This is a genomic window from Pantoea sp. A4 (genome assembly GCF_000295955.2).
In the GTDB taxonomy this organism is placed as follows: Bacteria; Pseudomonadota; Gammaproteobacteria; order Enterobacterales; family Enterobacteriaceae; genus Pantoea; species Pantoea multigeneris.
This window is the reverse complement of sequence record NZ_ALXE01000068.1, coordinates 103,422-121,303: the sequence shown is the minus strand read 5'-3', so window position 1 is coordinate 121,303 and position 17,882 is coordinate 103,422. Positions and strand designations below refer to the sequence as shown.

The following is a 17,882-nucleotide window of genomic DNA, read 5'->3' as shown; positions in this document are numbered from 1 at the left end:
TCCTGCATTCCTGCATTCCTGCATTCCTGCATTCCTGCATTCCTGCATTCCTGCATTCCTGCATTCCTGCATTCCTGCATTCCTGCATTCCTACATTCCTGCATCAAGTTTATTTTTTAAACGTAATGCCGTCTAAAACGACAAAAAAGCTGCGTCATACCAAAAGAACGGCACATGAATAACAAACCGGAGGTAAAACGACTTCCGGTTTATATGTATGAAGAGAGGAGTTGGTCGAGCTGAGGTTAATTGGTGCGCGGTAAAATAGGGTATTTGAGTAGCTGACGAATATGCGCCTGCTGATCGCTATTCTGTAGCCATACTGCATACAGCGGGCGAACAGCGACAGGGGTATCCGGGATCACCAGTAAATCATCGTATAATCCATCCCAGAAATCAGGCAGGAAGGCACAGGCTCCGGTAGTCAGCAGCATATCGCGGGTTAAAAAAGCCGAAGTCGTTGCCAGTACGGGAACATCTTCACTGGCCAGATAGCTTGCATGTTGATGAAAATCCGCCCCCCATTCCAGCTTGATATAATCATATTTTTCTTTTTTCTCCGTCTTACGTGCACGGAATAAAGCCAGTGAAATATGACCAATCTGCTGACTGGTAAGTTCGTCCATCTTGGGGGCTTCTGTTGTGATCAGTAGATCAAGTTGCCGTTCATGTAGCTGTTTTACCAGCAAATGCCGTTGGGCAATACGTGCTTCAAGATGCAAACTTTCGCGATTTTCATACAGTGATTGTAACCAGGGCGTGAGATAAACTTCCCACAATGAGGCACTGGCTCCGATCGATAATTCATGATGCTGCTGAGTATGTGAAACCTCTTTTTTGGCCATCAGCCAAGTGCTCATCAAGCTTTCAGCATAGGGCAATAATCGCTCACCGGCGGATGTCAGGCGAATATTATTACGATGTCGCGTGAAGAGATTTACACCCAGTTGGTTTTCTAACTGACGAATGCGAAAACTAACGGCAGACTGCGTGAGATACAGAGCCTCAGCGGCACGCCCGAAATGACGAGTTCGGCTCACCTCAAGAAAAGTTTTCAGTAATTCCGTATCCACAGCATTCTCCCAAAAATGTTTGTCGTAAAGATTTAAATCTTTTGTTTTACACTCTGTCAAGCCTATCTAATACTCCGCGCCATAAATAGCGCGGCCATATCAGAATCAGGAGCGTGTCGAATGGCGGATAGCTTCGCAACAACAAGTCGTTTCTTTGATAACAAACATTACCCGCGTGGGTTTTCTCGTCATGGTGATTTCACCATTAAAGAAGCCCAGCTTCTGGAGCGTCACGGGTTTGCATTTAATGAGCTGGACCTGGCAAAGCGTGAGCCAGTAACGGATGAAGAGCGTCAGTTCCTTGATGTCTGCCGTGGCGTTCGTGAGCCACAGACGGAAGCTGAACGTGTCTGGAGTAAGTATACTGCTCGGGTTAAACGTCCTAAGCGTTTCCACACGCTGTCTGGTGGTAAGCCACAGGCAGATTCAGTGGAAGACTATACCGACAGTGATGATTAATGGAAAAAGGGCCTGAGGCCCTTTTTTTATGTCAGATTTTTATGCAGCCAGGCCATGAGTCGGTCAATGGATCGATAGCTAACGGCTTCCTGTAAATGATGGCGTCCAATCGAGGATTCCTGCTCCAGATCTGCAATCGTTCTTGCAACGCGAATAATACGCTGCCATGCGCGTACTGAAAGGCCTAAGGCCGTTAACACTTCCTCCAGCCATATGGCGTCTGTACTGCTAATTTCACAGCTCTTTTTCATCTCTCCTGGTGTGAGATGCGCGTTCACCTTTCCTGCTCGTGCCAACTGACATGCCCTTGCCTGCATGACGCGCTGGGCAACCTGGCTTGAGCTTTCACTGCTCTGCTGATTTTTACTCAACATTCCTGCAGGCAGCAGGGGGATCTCCAGAGAGATATCGAAGCGATCGAGGAAAGGGCCGGAAAGCCGACTGAGATAGCGGAGAACTTGCTGTGGCGAACAGCGGTTATGTGTCCCCTGGTAATGGCCCGTTGGGCTAGGGTTCATGGCTGCAACCAGTTGAAAGCGAGCGGGAAAGCTCACTTTGGCTCTGGCACGAGAAATGGCTATCTCACCCGACTCCAGCGGCTCACGCAGTGCATCCAGTACCCGGCGTTGAAATTCCGGGAGTTCATCAAGAAACAATACTCCATTGTGGGCCAGTGAAATCTCACCAGGTTGAGGCATTGAACCACCCCCGGCCAGCGCAGGTAATGAAGCACTGTGATGAGGCGCGCGGAAAGGCCGCTGTCGCCATTGCTGATGAGATTGCCCGCTATGTACCAGACTATTGATTGCAGCGCACTCCAGCGCTTCCTGGTCGGTCAATGGGGGCATTAATCCCGGTAACCGGCTAGCGAGCATGGTTTTACCGGTGCCTGGTGGGCCGATGAGTAGCAAATTGTGTCCGCCAGCGGCGGTGATCTCCAGCGCGCGTTTTCCCTGTTCCTGGCCGATAACATCGCTCAGGTCTGGTGGCGCATCCGTCAAACCCGCAGTGGTCGATTGTGCCCGGGGAAGGGGCGATTGATTACGTAAAAAATTGCACACTTCAAGCAGATGACTGGCAACCAAACTCTCACTGTCCTGAATCAAACCAACATCTTGTTGATTATGATGGGACAAAATCAACTGTCTGCCTGCCGATGAGGCAGCCATAGCGGCGGGAATAGCGCCCTGTACGCCACAGAGTGCGCCGTTCAGTGCCAGTTCACCCAGGAATTCATATTGTGCGAGTTTCGTCTCAGGAAGCTGCTCAGAGGCTGCCAGAAGTGCGATCGCAATCGGCAGGTCGTAGCGTCCCCCCTCTTTGGGGAGATCGGCAGGCGCAAGATTGATGGTGATACGCTTGGCTGGGAAGTTGAATCCACTGTTGATGATCGCGCTGCGTACTCGCTCACGCGCCTCTTTTACCGTTGTTTCGGGCAAGCCCACCAGCGTGAGTGCCGGGAGGCCGTTGCTGATATGAACTTCAATCGTGACCAGTGGAGCTTCAATACCGAGTACAGCACGGGTTAAAACGCATGAGAGTGACATAAAGTCTCCTTATGCCCCTATCGTCGTCGGTCAACCTTGCTGAAACCAGTGGTTTTCGTCGATATTGCGCGGTACTTTCTGATAAATAGTCGCCTGTTGCTGCATTTTCAACGGTTTTTAGCGTGCGATCGTAATATTGTTACCTGACGTGCGTAATGAATATTTATCAAGTTTAAATTTATCCTTCACTTACAACGCGATAAATCACAAATGCCACATCTGTCATAAAAAAACCGTATGAAAATTATTGTCAAGATGCCCTCGTCTGTGATAACTCTGTAGGTATTACTTCGAATCAACGAAAAAACGAATCGAACATGAAAGCCCTTCTACAAGTGATTAGCCTAGTCGTGATTAGCGTGGTGGTGATTATTATCCCATCGTGCGGGGCATCGCTTGGAGAAAGAAAGGCTTAAAAATCAAGCCTCAAACTCAAGAAACCCCCGCACCGAAAGGTCCGGGGGTTTTTTTTCGACCAGGCGAAAAAACAGTTAATCATCGTGGAGCAAACAATGAACAGTAGCATAAAATTCTGTTGTTCCCGTCAGGATAAAGGAGAATAACCATGACAGGTGCACAGTGGGTAGTTCAGGCAATACGCGCGCAGGGGGTTGATACCGTATTTGGTTACCCAGGAGGCGCGATAATGCCAGTGTACGATGCGCTGTATGACGGCGGCGTCGAACACCTACTGTGTCGGCATGAGCAAGGTGCTGTCATGGCGGCAATCGGTTATGCGCGTTCAACGGGCAAAACCGGGGTTTGTATTGCCACTTCTGGTCCTGGTGCCACCAACCTGATTACGGGTTTGGCTGACGCGATGATGGATTCTGTTCCGGTGGTTGCGATTACCGGCCAGGTAGCCTCACATTTCATTGGTACCGACGCCTTCCAGGAGATCGACGTACTCGGTTTGTCACTGGCGTGTACCAAACACAGCTTCCTCGTGGAATCACTGGAGGAGCTGCCAGCAGTGTTAGCGGAGGCTTTTGCCATCGCACGCTCTGGTCGTCCTGGCCCGGTTTTGGTTGATATCCCGAAAGACATTCAGGTTGCCAAAGGCGAACCAGCACCACACCTTCTGCCGGTTGAAGAGGTGGTCAGCCATTCTGAACAGCATATCGCTGAGGCTCGCGCCATGATGGCTAAAGCGAAGAAGCCGATGCTGTATGTCGGGGGTGGTGTTGGGCTCGCCCAGGCCGTTCCCGCGCTGCGCGCACTGGCAGCAGAAACGGGCATGCCATGTGTGGCAACCCTCAAAGCATTAGGGACTGCGGATCCAGAAAGTCCGGTTTACCTGGGCATGTTGGGGATGCACGGCACCAAAGCCGCCAACCTTGCCGTACACCAGTGTGATCTGTTGATCGCGGTTGGCGCACGTTTCGATGACCGCGTTACTGGCAAACTTGATACCTTCGCGCCAGATGCCAGCGTCATTCATATCGATATCGACCCGGCTGAGCTGCATAAATTGCGCCGTGCAAATGTCGCGTTGCAGGGCGATCTCAATGAGATCCTGCCTGCGTTGAGCCAGCCGTTGCAGATTGAAGCATGGCGTACTGAGGTACAGGCGCTGAAAGCTGAATTTAGCTGGCGTTACGATCACCCAGGCGAAGCGATTTATGCGCCGCTGTTGCTGAAGCAACTCTCTGATCGCAAACCTGACAGTGCCGTTGTGACAACGGATGTCGGCCAGCATCAGATGTGGGCAGCGCAGCATCTCTCCTTCACCGCGCCGGAGAATTTTATTACTTCAAGCGGCCTTGGCACGATGGGCTTTGGTTTACCTGCTGCGGTAGGTGCTCAGGTTGCACGCCCTAATGACACCGTGATTTGTGTCTCTGGGGATGGCTCAATCATGATGAATATCCAGGAGCTGGGTACGATTAAACGTAAGCAGCTGCCGGTAAAAATTCTGCTGTTGGATAACCAGCGCCTTGGCATGGTTCGTCAGTGGCAGGAACTGTTTTTTGATGGGCGTTACAGCGAAACCACTTTGACTGATAACCCCGATTTTCTGACGCTGGCCAGCGCTTTTGATATCCCTGGCCAACGTATCACTCGTAAAGATCAGGTCGACGCCGCAATTGATGCTCTGCTGAACAGTGAAGGTCCGTACTTCCTCCATGTTGCGATTGATGAGCACGAAAACGTCTGGCCACTGGTACCGCCGGGTGCCAGCAATGCAAATATGATGGAGAAAACAGCATGATCCAGCATCAATTGTCTATCGAAGCGCGTTTCCGCCCAGAGATCCTGGAGCGCATCCTGCGTGTGGTTCGTCACCGTGGTTTTCAGGTCTGCACCATGAATATGGCATCTGCTGCTAACGCGGAGAATATTAATATCGAAATGACCGTTGCTAGCCAGCGCTCAGTCGATTTACTGTCTTCACAGTTAAGCAAATTAATGGATGTTGCCTGCGTCCAGATCCAGCAACAGACAACACAACAAATCCGCGCTTAGTCGCATAAGGAAAGAGACAATGAGCACCAAGAAAGCTGAGTTTATTTGGTTCAACGGGGAGATGGTTAAGTGGGAAGAAGCCAAGGTTAGCGTCATGTCACATGCGCTGCACTACGGTACTTCTGTGTTTGAAGGCGTACGTTGCTACGATTCACACAAAGGTCCTGTTGTCTTCCGCCACCGCGAGCACATGCAGCGCCTGCATGACTCAGCAAAAATCTATCGTTTCCCACTGTCCTACAGCGTAGATGAGCTGATGGAAGCGACCCGTAAAGTTCTGCGTGATAACAACCTGAAAAGCGCTTACATCCGTCCACTGGCGTTTGTTGGCGACGTAGGTCTGGGTGTTAACCCACCAGACGGCTACACCACCGACGTGATCATCGCTGCTTTCCCATGGGGTGCTTACCTGGGTGCTGAAGCACTGGAAAATGGTATCGATGCGATGGTTTCTTCATGGAACCGTGTTGCACCAAACACCCTGCCAACCGCGGCAAAAGCGGGTGGTAACTACCTTTCTTCACTGTTAGTGGGTAGCGAAGCGCGTCGTGCGGGCTATCAGGAAGGTATTGCTCTGGATACCAGCGGCTACATCTCTGAAGGTGCGGGCGAAAACCTGTTTGAAGTGAAAGATGGCATCCTGTTTACTCCGCCATTCACCTCTTCAGCACTGCCAGGCATCACCCGTGACGCCATCATCAAACTGGCAAAAGATCTGGGTATCGAAGTGCGCGAGCAGACGCTGTCACGCGAATCTCTCTACCTGGCTGACGAAGTGTTCATGTCAGGTACTGCGGCAGAAATCACCCCAGTACGTAGCGTGGATGGTATTCAGGTCGGTGCAGGTAAACGTGGTCCAGTAACCACCAAAATTCAGAGCGCATTCTTCGGCCTGTTCACAGGTGAAACTGAAGACAAGTACGGCTGGTTGGATCAGGTTAATCCATAACAAGACAGTAACGCGGGTGCCCATGTACCCGCGTCATTTTTCAGACTGGAGTAAATAGAGCATGCCTAAGTACCGTTCCGCCACCACCACCCATGGCCGTAATATGGCGGGTGCCCGCGCCTTGTGGCGCGCCACAGGGATGACAGACGCCGATTTCGGTAAGCCGATTATCGCCGTAGTTAACTCATTCACCCAGTTCGTGCCGGGCCACGTGCACCTGCGCGACATGGGCAAGCTGGTGGCTGAGCAAATCGAAGCTGCCGGTGGCGTTGCTAAAGAGTTCAACACCATCGCCGTGGATGACGGTATCGCCATGGGTCATGGCGGCATGCTGTATTCACTGCCTTCGCGCGAGCTGATCGCCGATTCCGTGGAGTACATGGTGAACGCGCACTGCGCCGATGCCATGGTGTGTATCTCCAACTGCGACAAAATCACCCCAGGCATGCTGATGGCGTCACTGCGCCTCAATATCCCGGTGATCTTTGTGTCCGGCGGCCCAATGGAAGCCGGTAAAACCAAGCTGTCCGATAAAATCATCAAGCTGGATCTGGTTGATGCCATGATTCAGGGCGCTAACCCGAACGTCAGCGATGAAGACAGCGATAAAATTGAACGTTCTGCCTGCCCAACCTGTGGTTCTTGCTCAGGGATGTTCACCGCGAACTCCATGAACTGTCTGGCCGAAGCGCTGGGTCTGGCACAGCCAGGCAACGGCTCACTGTTGGCGACTCACGCCGACCGTAAAGAGCTGTTCCTCAACGCCGGTAAGCGCATTGTTAGCCTGACCAAAAAGTATTACGAGCAGGATGATGAGCGTGTATTGCCACGCAACATCGCCACCAAAGCCGCGTTTGAGAACGCCATGACGCTGGATATCGCCATGGGCGGCTCCACCAACACCGTTCTGCACCTGCTGGCAGCAGCACAGGAAGGCGAAATCGAATTCAACATGTCGGATATCGACCGCCTGTCACGTAAAGTGCCGCACCTGTGCAAAGTGGCACCAAGTACGCCGAAGTATCACATGGAAGATGTGCACCGTGCCGGTGGTGTTGTCGCTATTCTGGGCGAGCTGGATCGTGCCGGGCTGATCGACACCACTGCGCGCAACGTGTTGCAGCAGAGTATGCGTGAAACTCTGGATCAGTACGACATCATGCTGACCGAAGACGAAGCGGTGAAGAAAATGTTCCGCGCGGGCCCAGCCGGTATCCGTACCACGCAGGCCTTCTCACAGGATTGTCGTTGGGACACGCTGGATGATGACCGTGAAAATGGCTGTATCCGTACCCGCGAACACGCCTTCTCACAGGATGGTGGTTTAGCCGTTCTGTACGGCAACATCTCTGAAGATGGCTGTATCGTTAAGACCGCCAGCGTTGATGCTGAGCTGCTGACCTTCAAAGGCCCGGCAAAAGTCTACGAAAGCCAGGATGATGCGGTAGAAGCGATCCTCGGTGGAAAAGTGGTGGCTGGCGATTGCGTTGTTATCCGCTACGAAGGGCCAAAAGGCGGTCCGGGCATGCAGGAAATGCTCTATCCGACCACCTATCTGAAATCCATGGGTCTGGGCAAAGCCTGTGCGCTGATCACCGATGGCCGTTTCTCTGGTGGTTCTTCGGGTCTTTCAGTGGGTCACATCTCTCCAGAAGCGGCGAGCGGTGGCACCATCGCGCTGATTCAGGATGGCGATATGATCGAGCTGGATATCCCGAACCGTCGTATTCACCTGGATCTGCCAGACAACGAAATCCATGCCCGTCGTGAAAAAGAGCTGGCGCGCGGAGATGCAGCGTACACGCCACATAACCGTGAACGTGCTGTCTCATTCGCTCTGCGTGCTTATGCATCACTCGCGACCAGTGCCGATAAAGGCGCGGTGCGCGATAAGTCTAAGCTGGGAGGCTAACAACTGATGGCTGAGTCTCAACCGCTTTCTGCGTCGCCTAACGGCGCGGAGTATTTGCGCGCGGTGCTGCGTGCGCCTGTGTACGAAATTGCGCAGGTCACGCCGCTGCAAAAAATGGAAAAAATTTCATCGCGTCTTGGCAACACCATTCTGGTGAAGCGTGAAGATCGTCAGCCGGTGCACAGCTTCAAGCTGCGTGGCGCATACGCGATGATTGCCGGGCTGACCGAAGAGCAAAAAGCGCGCGGCGTGATTACGGCTTCGGCCGGTAACCACGCGCAGGGCGTGGCGCTCTCGGCCAGCACGCTTGGCATCAAATCACTGATTGTGATGCCGGTGTCCACGGCAGACATCAAGGTTGATGCAGTGCGCGCATTTGGCGGTGAGGCTTATCTGTTCGGTGCCAACTTCGATGAAGCGAAAGCCAAAGCGATTGAACTGGCTGAGCAACAGGGTTACACCTTTGTCCATCCGTTCGACCATCCGGCGGTGATCGCTGGTCAGGGCACGCTGGCAATGGAGCTGCTGCAACAAGATGCACATCTCGATCGTGTCTTCGTGCCGGTTGGCGGTGGTGGCCTCGCGGCCGGTGTGGCGGTGCTGATCAAGCAACTGATGCCGCAAATCAAAGTGATTGCCGTCGAGTCAGAAGATTCAGCCTGCCTGAAAGCGGCGCTGGATGCCGGTGAGCCGGTGGATCTGGCGCGCGTCGGTCTGTTTGCTGAAGGTGTTGCGGTGAAGCGCATCGGTAGCGAAACGTTCCGCCTGTGCAAAGAGTATCTCGACGACATCATCACCGTAGACAGCGATGCGATTTGCGCAGCGATGAAGGATCTGTTTGAAGATGTGCGTGCAGTAGCGGAACCTTCGGGTGCGCTGGCGCTGGCAGGCATGAAGAAATACATTCAGCAGCACGACATCAAAGGCGAGCGACTGGCGCATGTACTGTCGGGCGCGAACGTTAACTTCCATGGCTTACGCTATGTCTCAGAGCGTTGTGAGCTGGGCGAGCAGCGTGAAGCGCTGCTGGCGGTGACCATTCCTGAGCAGCAGGGGAGTTTCCTCAAGTTCTGCCAGACGTTGGGTGGCCGTTCAATCACCGAGTTTAACTACCGTTATGCGGATGCCGATGATGCCTGCATCTTTGTCGGCGTGCGTTTAACACGCGGCGTGGAAGAGCGCAGTGAGATCATCAGCCAGCTCAATGAGAATGGTTACAAGGTGGTGGATCTGTCGGATGACGAGATGGCGAAGCTGCACGTGCGCTACATGGTGGGCGGACGTCCGTCAAAACCCCTGCGCGAACGTCTGTTTAGCTTTGAGTTCCCGGAAGCGCCGGGTGCGTTACTGAAGTTCTTGCAGACGCTGGGCGCGCACTGGAATATCTCGTTGTTCCACTATCGCAGCCACGGTACGGATTTTGGTCGCGTATTGGCGGCTTTTGAAGCCAACGACAAAGAGCCAAACTTCGAAACCCATCTCACGGCATTGGGCTACGAATGGCACGATGAAGCGAGCAACCCGGCGTTTCGCTTCTTCCTCGCCGGGCAGTAATTACAGCAGGTTCCAGAACGCATGAATCAGCGGCTCTCCGAGCCGCTTTTTTTGTACGCAAACGCCCAGTTCAAACGGTGCCAGCGTCTCCACATCCTCCAGAATTAACACGCGATTGCGCACCGGTTCTGGACTGTTTTCCAGCACCACTTCCGGCATCAATGCCACACCACAGCCCAACGCTACCATCGAAACCATCGCTTCATGGCCGGAAACGGTCGCGTAAATTTGCGGATTAGCAATGCGCTGACGGCGGAACCAGATATCGGCACGACGGCGCACCGGCCCCTGATCCGGCAGGATAAAAGGGATCTGTCCCCAGTCAGGTTGATCGTCCGTGGCGAGCGCTCGCACCGGGCATGGCAAGGCTGGCGCAATCATGATCAGCGGGATCAACCCCAGCGGGGTAAAGTCGATACTGGCGGGCAGTGTTTCGGGGCGTCCGGCAATGGATAAATCAGCCTCACCCGACTGCACTTTCTCTACTGCATCGGCGGCGTCACCGGTTGTCAGCTTAATTTCCACCTGCGGATGCTCCGCGCGGAAGCGGTCCAGAATCGGGGGAAGATGGCTATAGGCTGCGGTAACCGAACAGAAAATACGTAACTCACCGCTGAGCGAAGGCCCGTTCAGGTCCATCACATGGCGCAGCTGTTGGTACTGTAGCAACGTATGTTGAGCAAACTGGCGCAGCCGTTCGCCTGCTTCGGTCAGGGTTACGGTGCGGTTATCACGCAGGAACAGCGCATGACCCACATCTTCTTCCAGCCGCTGAATCTGGCGCGAGAGAGTTGAAGGGCTGACATGCATAGCTCGCGCGGTACGGCCAAAGTGGCAGCTTTCCGCCAGATGAAGAAACAGCTTCAGATCGCGTAAATCCATGTAATACCAGCCTCAAAATGGTGTTGCAAAACCTGCAACGTGACGTTGTTAATATATCAATTTAAGCAACAGATTTCCTGTCATATGATAAGGTCATTACGTTACGGCATAAGCAGTAGCGAAACCGAACCACAGCGAACCGGAGTTCTCATGGCTAACTATTTCAACACTCTGAATCTGCGCAACCAGTTAGCGCAGTTGGGTAAATGTCGTTTCATGTCTCGCGATGAGTTCGCGGACGGCGCAAGCTTCCTGAAAGGCAAAAAAGTCGTTATCGTTGGCTGTGGCGCTCAGGGTCTGAACCAGGGTCTGAACATGCGTGACTCCGGTCTGGACATCGCTTACGCACTGCGTGCTGAAGCGATCGCTGAAAAGCGTGCTTCTTACCGCAAAGCGACCGATAACGGCTTCAAAGTAGGTACCTACGAAGAGCTGATCCCACAGGCGGATCTGGTCGTTAACCTGACTCCAGACAAACAGCACTCAGCAGTGGTTCAGGCGGTTCAGCCTCTGATGAAAGACGGCGCAGCGCTGGGCTACTCACACGGTTTCAACATCGTTGAATCTGGTGAAACCATCCGTAAAGACATCACTGTTGTGATGGTAGCACCGAAGTGCCCAGGTACCGAAGTGCGTGAAGAGTACAAGCGTGGTTTCGGTGTTCCAACCCTGATCGCGGTTCACCCAGAAAACGATCCAAAAGGTGAAGGCCTGGCAATCGCTAAAGCCTGGGCTGCTGCAACCGGTGGCGACCGTGCTGGCGTACTGGAATCTTCCTTCGTTGCAGAAGTGAAATCTGACCTGATGGGCGAGCAGACCATCCTGTGCGGTATGCTGCAGGCCGGTTCTCTGCTGTGCTTCGACAAGCTGGTAGCAGAAGGCCATGACGCAGCTTACACCGAAAAACTGATTCAGTTCGGCTGGGAAACCATCACCGAATCACTGAAATTCGGCGGTATCACCCTGATGATGGATCGCCTGTCTAATCCGGCGAAAATCCGTGCTTACGCACTGTCTGAGCAGCTGAAAACCATCATGGCTCCGCTGTTCCAGAAACACATGGATGACATCATCTCTGGCGAATTCTCTTCCGGTATGATGGCTGACTGGGCGAACGACGACAAAAACCTGCTGACCTGGCGTGAAGAGACCGGTGCAACTGCATTCGAGAACGCACCACAGTTCGAAGGTAAAATCGACGAGCAAGAGTACTACGACAAAGGCGTTGTGATGGTTGCCATGGTGAAAGCGGGCGTTGAGCTGGCCTTCGAAACCATGATCGATGCAGGCATCATTGAAGAGTCTGCTTACTACGAATCACTGCACGAGCTGCCGCTGATCGCGAACACCATCGCACGTAAGCGTCTGTATGAAATGAACGTGGTTATCTCTGATACCGCAGAATACGGCAACTACCTGTTCTCCTTCGCGGCAGTACCGCTGCTGAAAGAGTTCATGACCACGCTGCAGCCAGGCGATCTGGGCAAAGCCGTTGAAGGTACTCAGGTTGATAACGCACAGCTGCGTGACGTTAACGAAGCCGTTCGTCAGCACCCAATCGAAGCGGTTGGCCGTAAGCTGCGTGGCTACATGACCGACATGAAACGTATCGCTGTTGCTGGCTAAGCCACACGCGACACAGTTTTCAGCACAAGAAGAACCCCGGCTTGCCGGGGTTTTTTTTATGCCTGATAGCAGAACATTTCCCTCAGGCCGCAAATCGCACCAATCCCACCAATAAAAAACCCGGCCTAAGCCGGGTTTCATCACACCAAACAGCAACGATTATACTGCTTCATACAACGTCTGATGACGTGTCTCTTTACAGGCAATCAGCGCTATCAGCGTGAGTACCGCCATCGACGCCAGATAATAACCCACCGCCTGCAAACCATAATTCGCCGTTAACCAACTGGCGATATATGGCGCAACAGAAGCACCCAGAATAGACGACAGATTGTAGGAGAATGATGCGCCGGTATAACGCACTTCGGTCGGGAACAGCTCAGGCAACAGGGCACCCATCGGACCGAAGGTCAGGCCCATTACGCTCAGACCAAGCAGCAGGAAGATCATCACCAGTGGCTGTGAGCCTGAACCCAACATGCTCGGGAACAGGAATGAGAACAGGATCATCAGCAGCGTAATGACAATCATGGTTTTGCGGCGGCCAAAGCGGTCAGCCAGCAGGCCCGCAATCGGCACCATCACACCAAAGCCAATCACCGCCACCATCAGCATCCACAGGAAGCTATTACGTGAGAAGCCGAGACCGTGAGGGACTGGTGCGGTGCCATAACTCATGGAATACACGGTCATGATGTAGAACAGGGTATAGGTTGCGAGCATGATAAAGGTGCCGAGAATCGTCGCGGTCAAATGCTTGCTCAGCAGCGTGCCAATCGGCATTTTTACCTGCTTTTTCTCTTTCTGCACTTTGGCAAATACCGGGCTTTCATGCAGCGAAACGCGGACATACAGGCCAATGATCACCAGCACGGCGGAGAGCACGAACGGCACGCGCCAGCCCCATTGCATAAACTGGGTGTCTGTCAGCAGCCATGAGAGCAGCAAAAACGTGCCGTTGGCAAAGAAGAAGCCAATCGGTGCGCCGAGCTGTGGGAAGGAGCCATACAGCGCGCGTTTCTTCGCAGGGGCATTTTCGGTCGCCAGCAAAGCTGCGCCACCCCATTCGCCGCCCAGGCCTAAGCCCTGACCAAAGCGAGCCAGCGCCAGCAGCAGCGGAGCGGCAACGCCGATTGAGTCATAACTCGGTAGCAGGCCAATCACAACGGTAGAAATACCCATCGTTAGCAGCGAGGCGACCAGTGTGGCTTTACGCCCAACACGGTCCCCAAAGTGACCAAACAACGCGGAACCAATCGGACGGGCTACAAAGGCGATCGCAAAGGTCGCCAGTGACTGTAGCGTGGCAACCGTTGCATCTCCCTGTGGGAAGAAAATATGCGGGAAGACGATGACTGCCGCAGTGGCGTAAATATAGAAATCAAAAAATTCGATGGCGGTGCCAATTAGAGAAGCCACGACCACTTTTCCGCGCGAATTGACCGGCGTTTCGTCGTGTTTTCTCTCGGGTGACTCTGTGATGGAAGCTTGCATAATTGTTTCTTATTTATAAATAGAGAAACAGAATACTACGCAGCTCCATAGCACCATTCAATGGCGGAAAACCATGCTAAATCGGGCTTTTTCGCCGAAAAAGACGATCATGTTTGCTAATGAATGAATCCCGGCGGATGACCGGGATTCACCTGGGATTTACAGCGAATTACTCTGGTATTTGGCGAAATAAAAGTTAGCCATTAGATTTATATTCTGCCTGATGGGGCTGCGGTAGTTCTGGATCGTCTTTATACTTTGCCGTGGCTATCCAGGCGGCGCAGAACAACGTCAGACGGGCGAAGAAGTAGAAAAAGGCCATCAAACCCAATACGGAGCCAAAAGCGGCACCTGAGGGCGACGAAGCCAGCTTCGGCAGCGTCAGCGTCATGATGAATTTAATCACTTCAAAACCGATAGCCGCCAGCAGCGTACCGCGAAACAGCGCTTTTTTGCGCGGTTTATGGCGCGGTAAAATCCAGAAAATCCACAAAAACAGCAGATAGTTAGCGAGGATGGAGATGGTCAGCGCAATGGTGGTGAGCGCCGGACGCAGCCAGTCAATCCCATCCAGCCCTAATGCAGAAACAATCGCTGCCTGTGCCGCACCCGCCACCGAAGTCAGCGTTAGCGTGATCACTAAGGCCAGCATCAGCCCCAGCAGAGAGAGCAGGTCACGCACATATTTCTTCCAGATTTTCTCCTGATCGTCGGGTTTACGCTCCCACACATCACGCGACTGTGCTCTCACCGCTTCACGCAGATTGCCCATCCAGTTGATACCGGAATAGAGCGCCAGCAATAAACCGGTTAATCCCACGGTGGCACGCTGTTGAATGGCCGTATTCACCGTATTCTTGAGCGTGTTTGCCAGCGTAGGATCGCTGATGCTACTGACGATCTTATTGATCAGATTAGTTAAAAGATCCTGGTTCGAGGCCAGTACAAATCCCACGGCGGCAAAAGAGACCATCAAAATCGGGATCAGCGAAAGAAAGGAGAAGTAGGTGATGGCCGCACCAAACTGGCTGCCAAGGCGATCGTTAAAACGATCGATGGCACGCAGGAAATGGGCCACCGCCGGAATCGCCCTGAACCAACTGGCAAAGCGTGATACGCGCCGGATTGAACGATCTACCGAGGCGTGGCCGGTTTTAATATCAATCAGCGGTTTTTCTTCGGTTTTCTCTTTATCCGTCATTACAACTTATCTTCCTGTTAATTGTTCACACTTCAGTATAGTCACTCAGGTCACATACTCTTGCAGCACCTGCCCCAACCACTCCATAAATACCCGCACGCGGCGTGCCACATTGCGGCGATGTGGATACAGCAGTGAGACCTGCATCGGTTTGGCCGGGAAATGATGCAGGACTTCCACCAGTTGGCCTGACTCCAGCAGCGGCTGAATACCCACCGCAGGGACCTGAATAATGCCCAGCCCGGCGATGCAGGCGGCACGATAGGTTTCGGTGCTGTTTACCGTCAGCACGCCGCCAGTATGGATGTAATGACACTGCTTACCGTCAAAATATTCAAACCCGGCATTGGGCTGCCCCAGCTGTTGAGCGTAATGCACCATCGCGTGCTGTGACAAATCCTCTAACCGGGTGGGCATCCCGAAGCGAGAAAGATAGCCAGGGCTGGCGCAGTTGATCAGGGTGTGGGTGCCAATTTTTCGCGCAATCAGGCCGGAATCCTTCAGTTCACCCACGCGGATGACGCAGTCAAACCCTTCGCGCACCACATCCACTTGTCGGTCACTGCAACTCAGTTCCAGCTCAATGCCGGGATACTGCTGCAAAAACTCAGGCAGGCGCGGCAAAATGGTGGTGGTCGCCATGGCGACAGACATATCGACCCGCAACTTGCCACTGAGTGTCGCCGGATCGTGCTGGAACAAGCTATCTACATCATCCAGCATCGCCAGCAAGTCGAGGCAGCGATCGTAGTAGACCAGGCCATCTTGTGTCAGTTGTACCCGGCGAGTAGTGCGATGCAATAAGCGGGTGCCCATCTGATTTTCCAGTGCCTGAAGCTGGCGCGATACGCTGCCTTTGGGTAATCCCAGGCTTTCCGCTGCGCGAGTAAAACTGCCCATTTCGGCTACTCTTACAAACACCTGCATTGCGTGAATTTTATCCATCTCTGATCTCGATTGTTGTTATCAGTGAAACAGTGCGGCGCATCTACCTGTGTTTATAGATCAATTCGCATTGAATATCCTTATCGGGTGTTCAATTTTCCAACTGAGGCGAATCATGAGTCATAAAATTGCGTTAATTACCGGCGGAAACCGTGGTTTAGGCAAGAATGGGGCGCTAAAACTGGCCGCCAGGGGCGTAGATATTCTGTTTACCTACCGCAGCCATGCTGAAGAAGCCCAGGCGGTGGTAAAGGAGATCGAAGCGCTGGGAGCCCGTGCAGTGGCGCTACAGCTGGATGTGGGCGATATTCGCCAGTTTGCGGAGTTCGGCCAGCAGGTTAAAACGACGCTGCAAAATCACTGGCAGCGTGACAGCTTTGATTATTTAGTGAACAGCGCCGGTCACGGTCACTATAAGCTGCTGGCTGAGACCACTGAAGAGGAGTTTGATGCGCTGGTTAACGTCCATTTCAAGGGGCCGTACTTCCTGACGCAGACGCTGCTGCCGCTGATTATCGAGGGTGGCCGTATCCTTAATATCTCCAGCGGATTAACCCGCATGACGCTGCCAGGTTCCGGGACTTATGCATCAATCAAAGGTGCGATGGAAGTCCTGACGCGCTATCAGGCAAAAGAGCTGGGTGAACGCGGTATTTGCGTCAACATTTTGGCACCCGGCGCGATTGAAACGGATTTTGGTGGTGGACGCGTGCGTGATACTAAAGCGCTGAACGAGCAGATTGCCTCGCTGACGGCACTGGGCCGCGTGGGATTACCGGATGATATCGGTGATGCCATCAGCGCTATCCTCAGTGATGAAACCAGCTGGATCACCGCACAACGCATTGAAGCTTCTGGCGGCCAGTCACTGTAATGCGATAAACCGGCATCAGGTGTGCCCTGATGCCGGTTCTGTTTATAGCTCGATAGTTCCGCTGATCACCGTCACCGTCTGTCCACCAATCCAGATAGCTTCAGGCGTGAAGTTCACCTGAATGCGTCCTTCGCGCTGGATAACGCTGCCCTGGCGAGCGAAGTAATCTTGCGTCTGGCCCAGTGCAGCAAAGTAGCGTGCCAGGCAGGCATTGGCGCTGCCCGTTACCGGATCTTCGCACAGGCTGCCGTTCTCAATCAGCAGGGCACGGACTTCAAACTGCTCTGCCTCACCGGCTGGCAGTGGGCCAAACGGCATGACGCCGTTCACCCCGGCGTGCTTCATCAGGCGAGCCAGATCGCTGGCATCAGCGCGCACTGCACGTACGGCTTCAGCGCTCTCCAGCGGGACGACTAACCAGCGAATGCCCATATCCGCCACCATGACCGGGCGGGTGGTGTCAAACGCATCGCTGTTGAGGGCATTGCTGAGTAACGCATCGTCGAACGGGGTTAATACGGCTTGTGGCGCGGCAAAGGCGAGAGCACCACTCTCCGCGATGGCAATATCCACCAGACCAACCCCGCACTGCTGCACTAACTTACCCGGCGTTTTCGGCGTGATACCGGCTTCGAGCAGGGCATGTGCGGTGCCAAGCGTCGGATGCCCGGCGAAGGGCAACTCACCATCAGGCGTGAAAATACGCACAAAATAGTCTGCCGCCGGGTCGCTGGCGGGCAGTACAAAGGTCGTTTCCGACAAATTGGTCCAGCGGGCAATGGCCGCCAGTTGGCTATCATCCAGACTTTGTGCATCCAAAATCACGGCCAGCGGGTTACCTTTGAACGGCGTGCTGCTGAAGACATCCACTTGTTTAAACGCGACTTGCATTGTTACTCC

The 17,882-nt window shown here is 53.5% G+C and carries 16 protein-coding genes; 9 read left to right on the top strand and 7 right to left on the bottom strand.

Translation table 11 applies throughout. The features are described from left to right. Positions 1-245 precede the first annotated feature (245 nt). A complete protein-coding gene (gene hdfR / locus B880_RS0123560; protein WP_017349922.1) occupies positions 246-1,073 on the bottom strand; it encodes an HTH-type transcriptional regulator HdfR in 828 nt (275 codons plus the stop codon). 120 nt (positions 1,074-1,193) lie between these two features. On the opposite strand from hdfR, the gene B880_RS0123555 reads away from it, so the two are divergent. Then, on the top strand, positions 1,194-1,532 hold the full coding sequence (locus tag B880_RS0123555; RefSeq protein WP_017349921.1) for a DUF413 domain-containing protein: 339 nt from the start codon (positions 1,194-1,196) through the stop codon (positions 1,530-1,532). Between the two features lie 26 nt (positions 1,533-1,558). On the opposite strand, the gene B880_RS0123550 is transcribed toward B880_RS0123555, so the two are convergent. After that, complete coding sequence (locus B880_RS0123550) at positions 1,559-3,079, bottom strand: YifB family Mg chelatase-like AAA ATPase (protein ID WP_017349920.1); 1,521 nt, start codon at positions 3,077-3,079, stop codon at positions 1,559-1,561. A 317-nt stretch (positions 3,080-3,396) separates the two neighbouring features. Here B880_RS0123550 and ilvL point away from each other — a divergent pair, with 317 nt between their 5' ends. The 6 genes from ilvL to ilvA all read left to right on the top strand — a co-directional run bounded on the left by ilvL (position 3,397) and on the right by ilvA (position 9,960). Then, a complete protein-coding gene (gene ilvL / locus B880_RS26280; RefSeq protein WP_071524434.1) occupies positions 3,397-3,495 on the top strand; it encodes an ilv operon leader peptide in 99 nt (32 codons plus the stop codon). A 149-nt stretch (positions 3,496-3,644) separates the two neighbouring features. Further along, positions 3,645-5,291: an acetolactate synthase 2 catalytic subunit gene (ilvG, locus tag B880_RS0123545; RefSeq protein WP_017349919.1), complete on the top strand. Its 1,647-nt coding sequence runs from the start codon at positions 3,645-3,647 to the stop codon at positions 5,289-5,291. Beyond that, complete coding sequence (gene ilvM, locus B880_RS0123540) at positions 5,288-5,545, top strand: acetolactate synthase 2 small subunit (RefSeq protein ID WP_017349918.1); 258 nt, start codon at positions 5,288-5,290, stop codon at positions 5,543-5,545. The genes ilvG and ilvM overlap by 4 nt, the downstream gene beginning before the upstream one ends. A gap of 19 nt (positions 5,546-5,564) precedes the next feature. After that, the gene (locus B880_RS0123535) at positions 5,565-6,494 is read left to right on the top strand and encodes a branched-chain amino acid transaminase (protein ID WP_017349917.1); all 930 of its coding nucleotides are present in this window, start codon (positions 5,565-5,567) and stop codon (positions 6,492-6,494) included. A gap of 61 nt (positions 6,495-6,555) precedes the next feature. Then, the gene (ilvD, locus tag B880_RS0123530) at positions 6,556-8,406 is read left to right on the top strand and encodes a dihydroxy-acid dehydratase (protein WP_017349916.1); all 1,851 of its coding nucleotides are present in this window, start codon (positions 6,556-6,558) and stop codon (positions 8,404-8,406) included. A gap of 6 nt (positions 8,407-8,412) precedes the next feature. After that, the gene (gene ilvA, locus B880_RS0123525) at positions 8,413-9,960 is read left to right on the top strand and encodes a threonine ammonia-lyase, biosynthetic (RefSeq protein ID WP_017349915.1); all 1,548 of its coding nucleotides are present in this window, start codon (positions 8,413-8,415) and stop codon (positions 9,958-9,960) included. Here the strand turns inward: ilvA and ilvY are convergent, their stop codons facing one another. Further along, a complete protein-coding gene (ilvY, locus tag B880_RS0123520) occupies positions 9,961-10,842 on the bottom strand; it encodes an HTH-type transcriptional activator IlvY (RefSeq protein WP_017349914.1) in 882 nt (293 codons plus the stop codon). Between the two features lie 150 nt (positions 10,843-10,992). Here ilvY and ilvC point away from each other — a divergent pair, with 150 nt between their 5' ends. Next, the gene (ilvC, locus tag B880_RS0123515) at positions 10,993-12,468 is read left to right on the top strand and encodes a ketol-acid reductoisomerase (protein WP_017349913.1); all 1,476 of its coding nucleotides are present in this window, start codon (positions 10,993-10,995) and stop codon (positions 12,466-12,468) included. A 159-nt stretch (positions 12,469-12,627) separates the two neighbouring features. Here the strand turns inward: ilvC and B880_RS0123510 are convergent, their stop codons facing one another. The 3 genes from B880_RS0123510 to B880_RS0123500 form a co-directional block, all read right to left on the bottom strand. Continuing rightward, the gene (locus tag B880_RS0123510; RefSeq protein WP_017349912.1) at positions 12,628-13,962 is read right to left on the bottom strand and encodes an MFS transporter; all 1,335 of its coding nucleotides are present in this window, start codon (positions 13,960-13,962) and stop codon (positions 12,628-12,630) included. 196 nt (positions 13,963-14,158) lie between these two features. Continuing rightward, complete coding sequence (gene yhjD, locus B880_RS0123505; protein ID WP_017349911.1) at positions 14,159-15,163, bottom strand: inner membrane protein YhjD; 1,005 nt, start codon at positions 15,161-15,163, stop codon at positions 14,159-14,161. A gap of 45 nt (positions 15,164-15,208) precedes the next feature. After that, complete coding sequence (locus B880_RS0123500; RefSeq protein ID WP_026042872.1) at positions 15,209-16,108, bottom strand: LysR family transcriptional regulator; 900 nt, start codon at positions 16,106-16,108, stop codon at positions 15,209-15,211. Positions 16,109-16,223: 115 nt separating this feature from the next. Here B880_RS0123500 and B880_RS0123495 point away from each other — a divergent pair, with 115 nt between their 5' ends. Then, complete coding sequence (locus tag B880_RS0123495) at positions 16,224-16,982, top strand: SDR family NAD(P)-dependent oxidoreductase (RefSeq protein ID WP_017349909.1); 759 nt, start codon at positions 16,224-16,226, stop codon at positions 16,980-16,982. Positions 16,983-17,024: 42 nt separating this feature from the next. On the opposite strand, the gene B880_RS0123490 is transcribed toward B880_RS0123495, so the two are convergent. Continuing rightward, on the bottom strand, positions 17,025-17,873 hold the full coding sequence (locus B880_RS0123490; RefSeq protein WP_017349908.1) for a PhzF family phenazine biosynthesis protein: 849 nt from the start codon (positions 17,871-17,873) through the stop codon (positions 17,025-17,027). Positions 17,874-17,882: the final 9 nt, after the last annotated feature.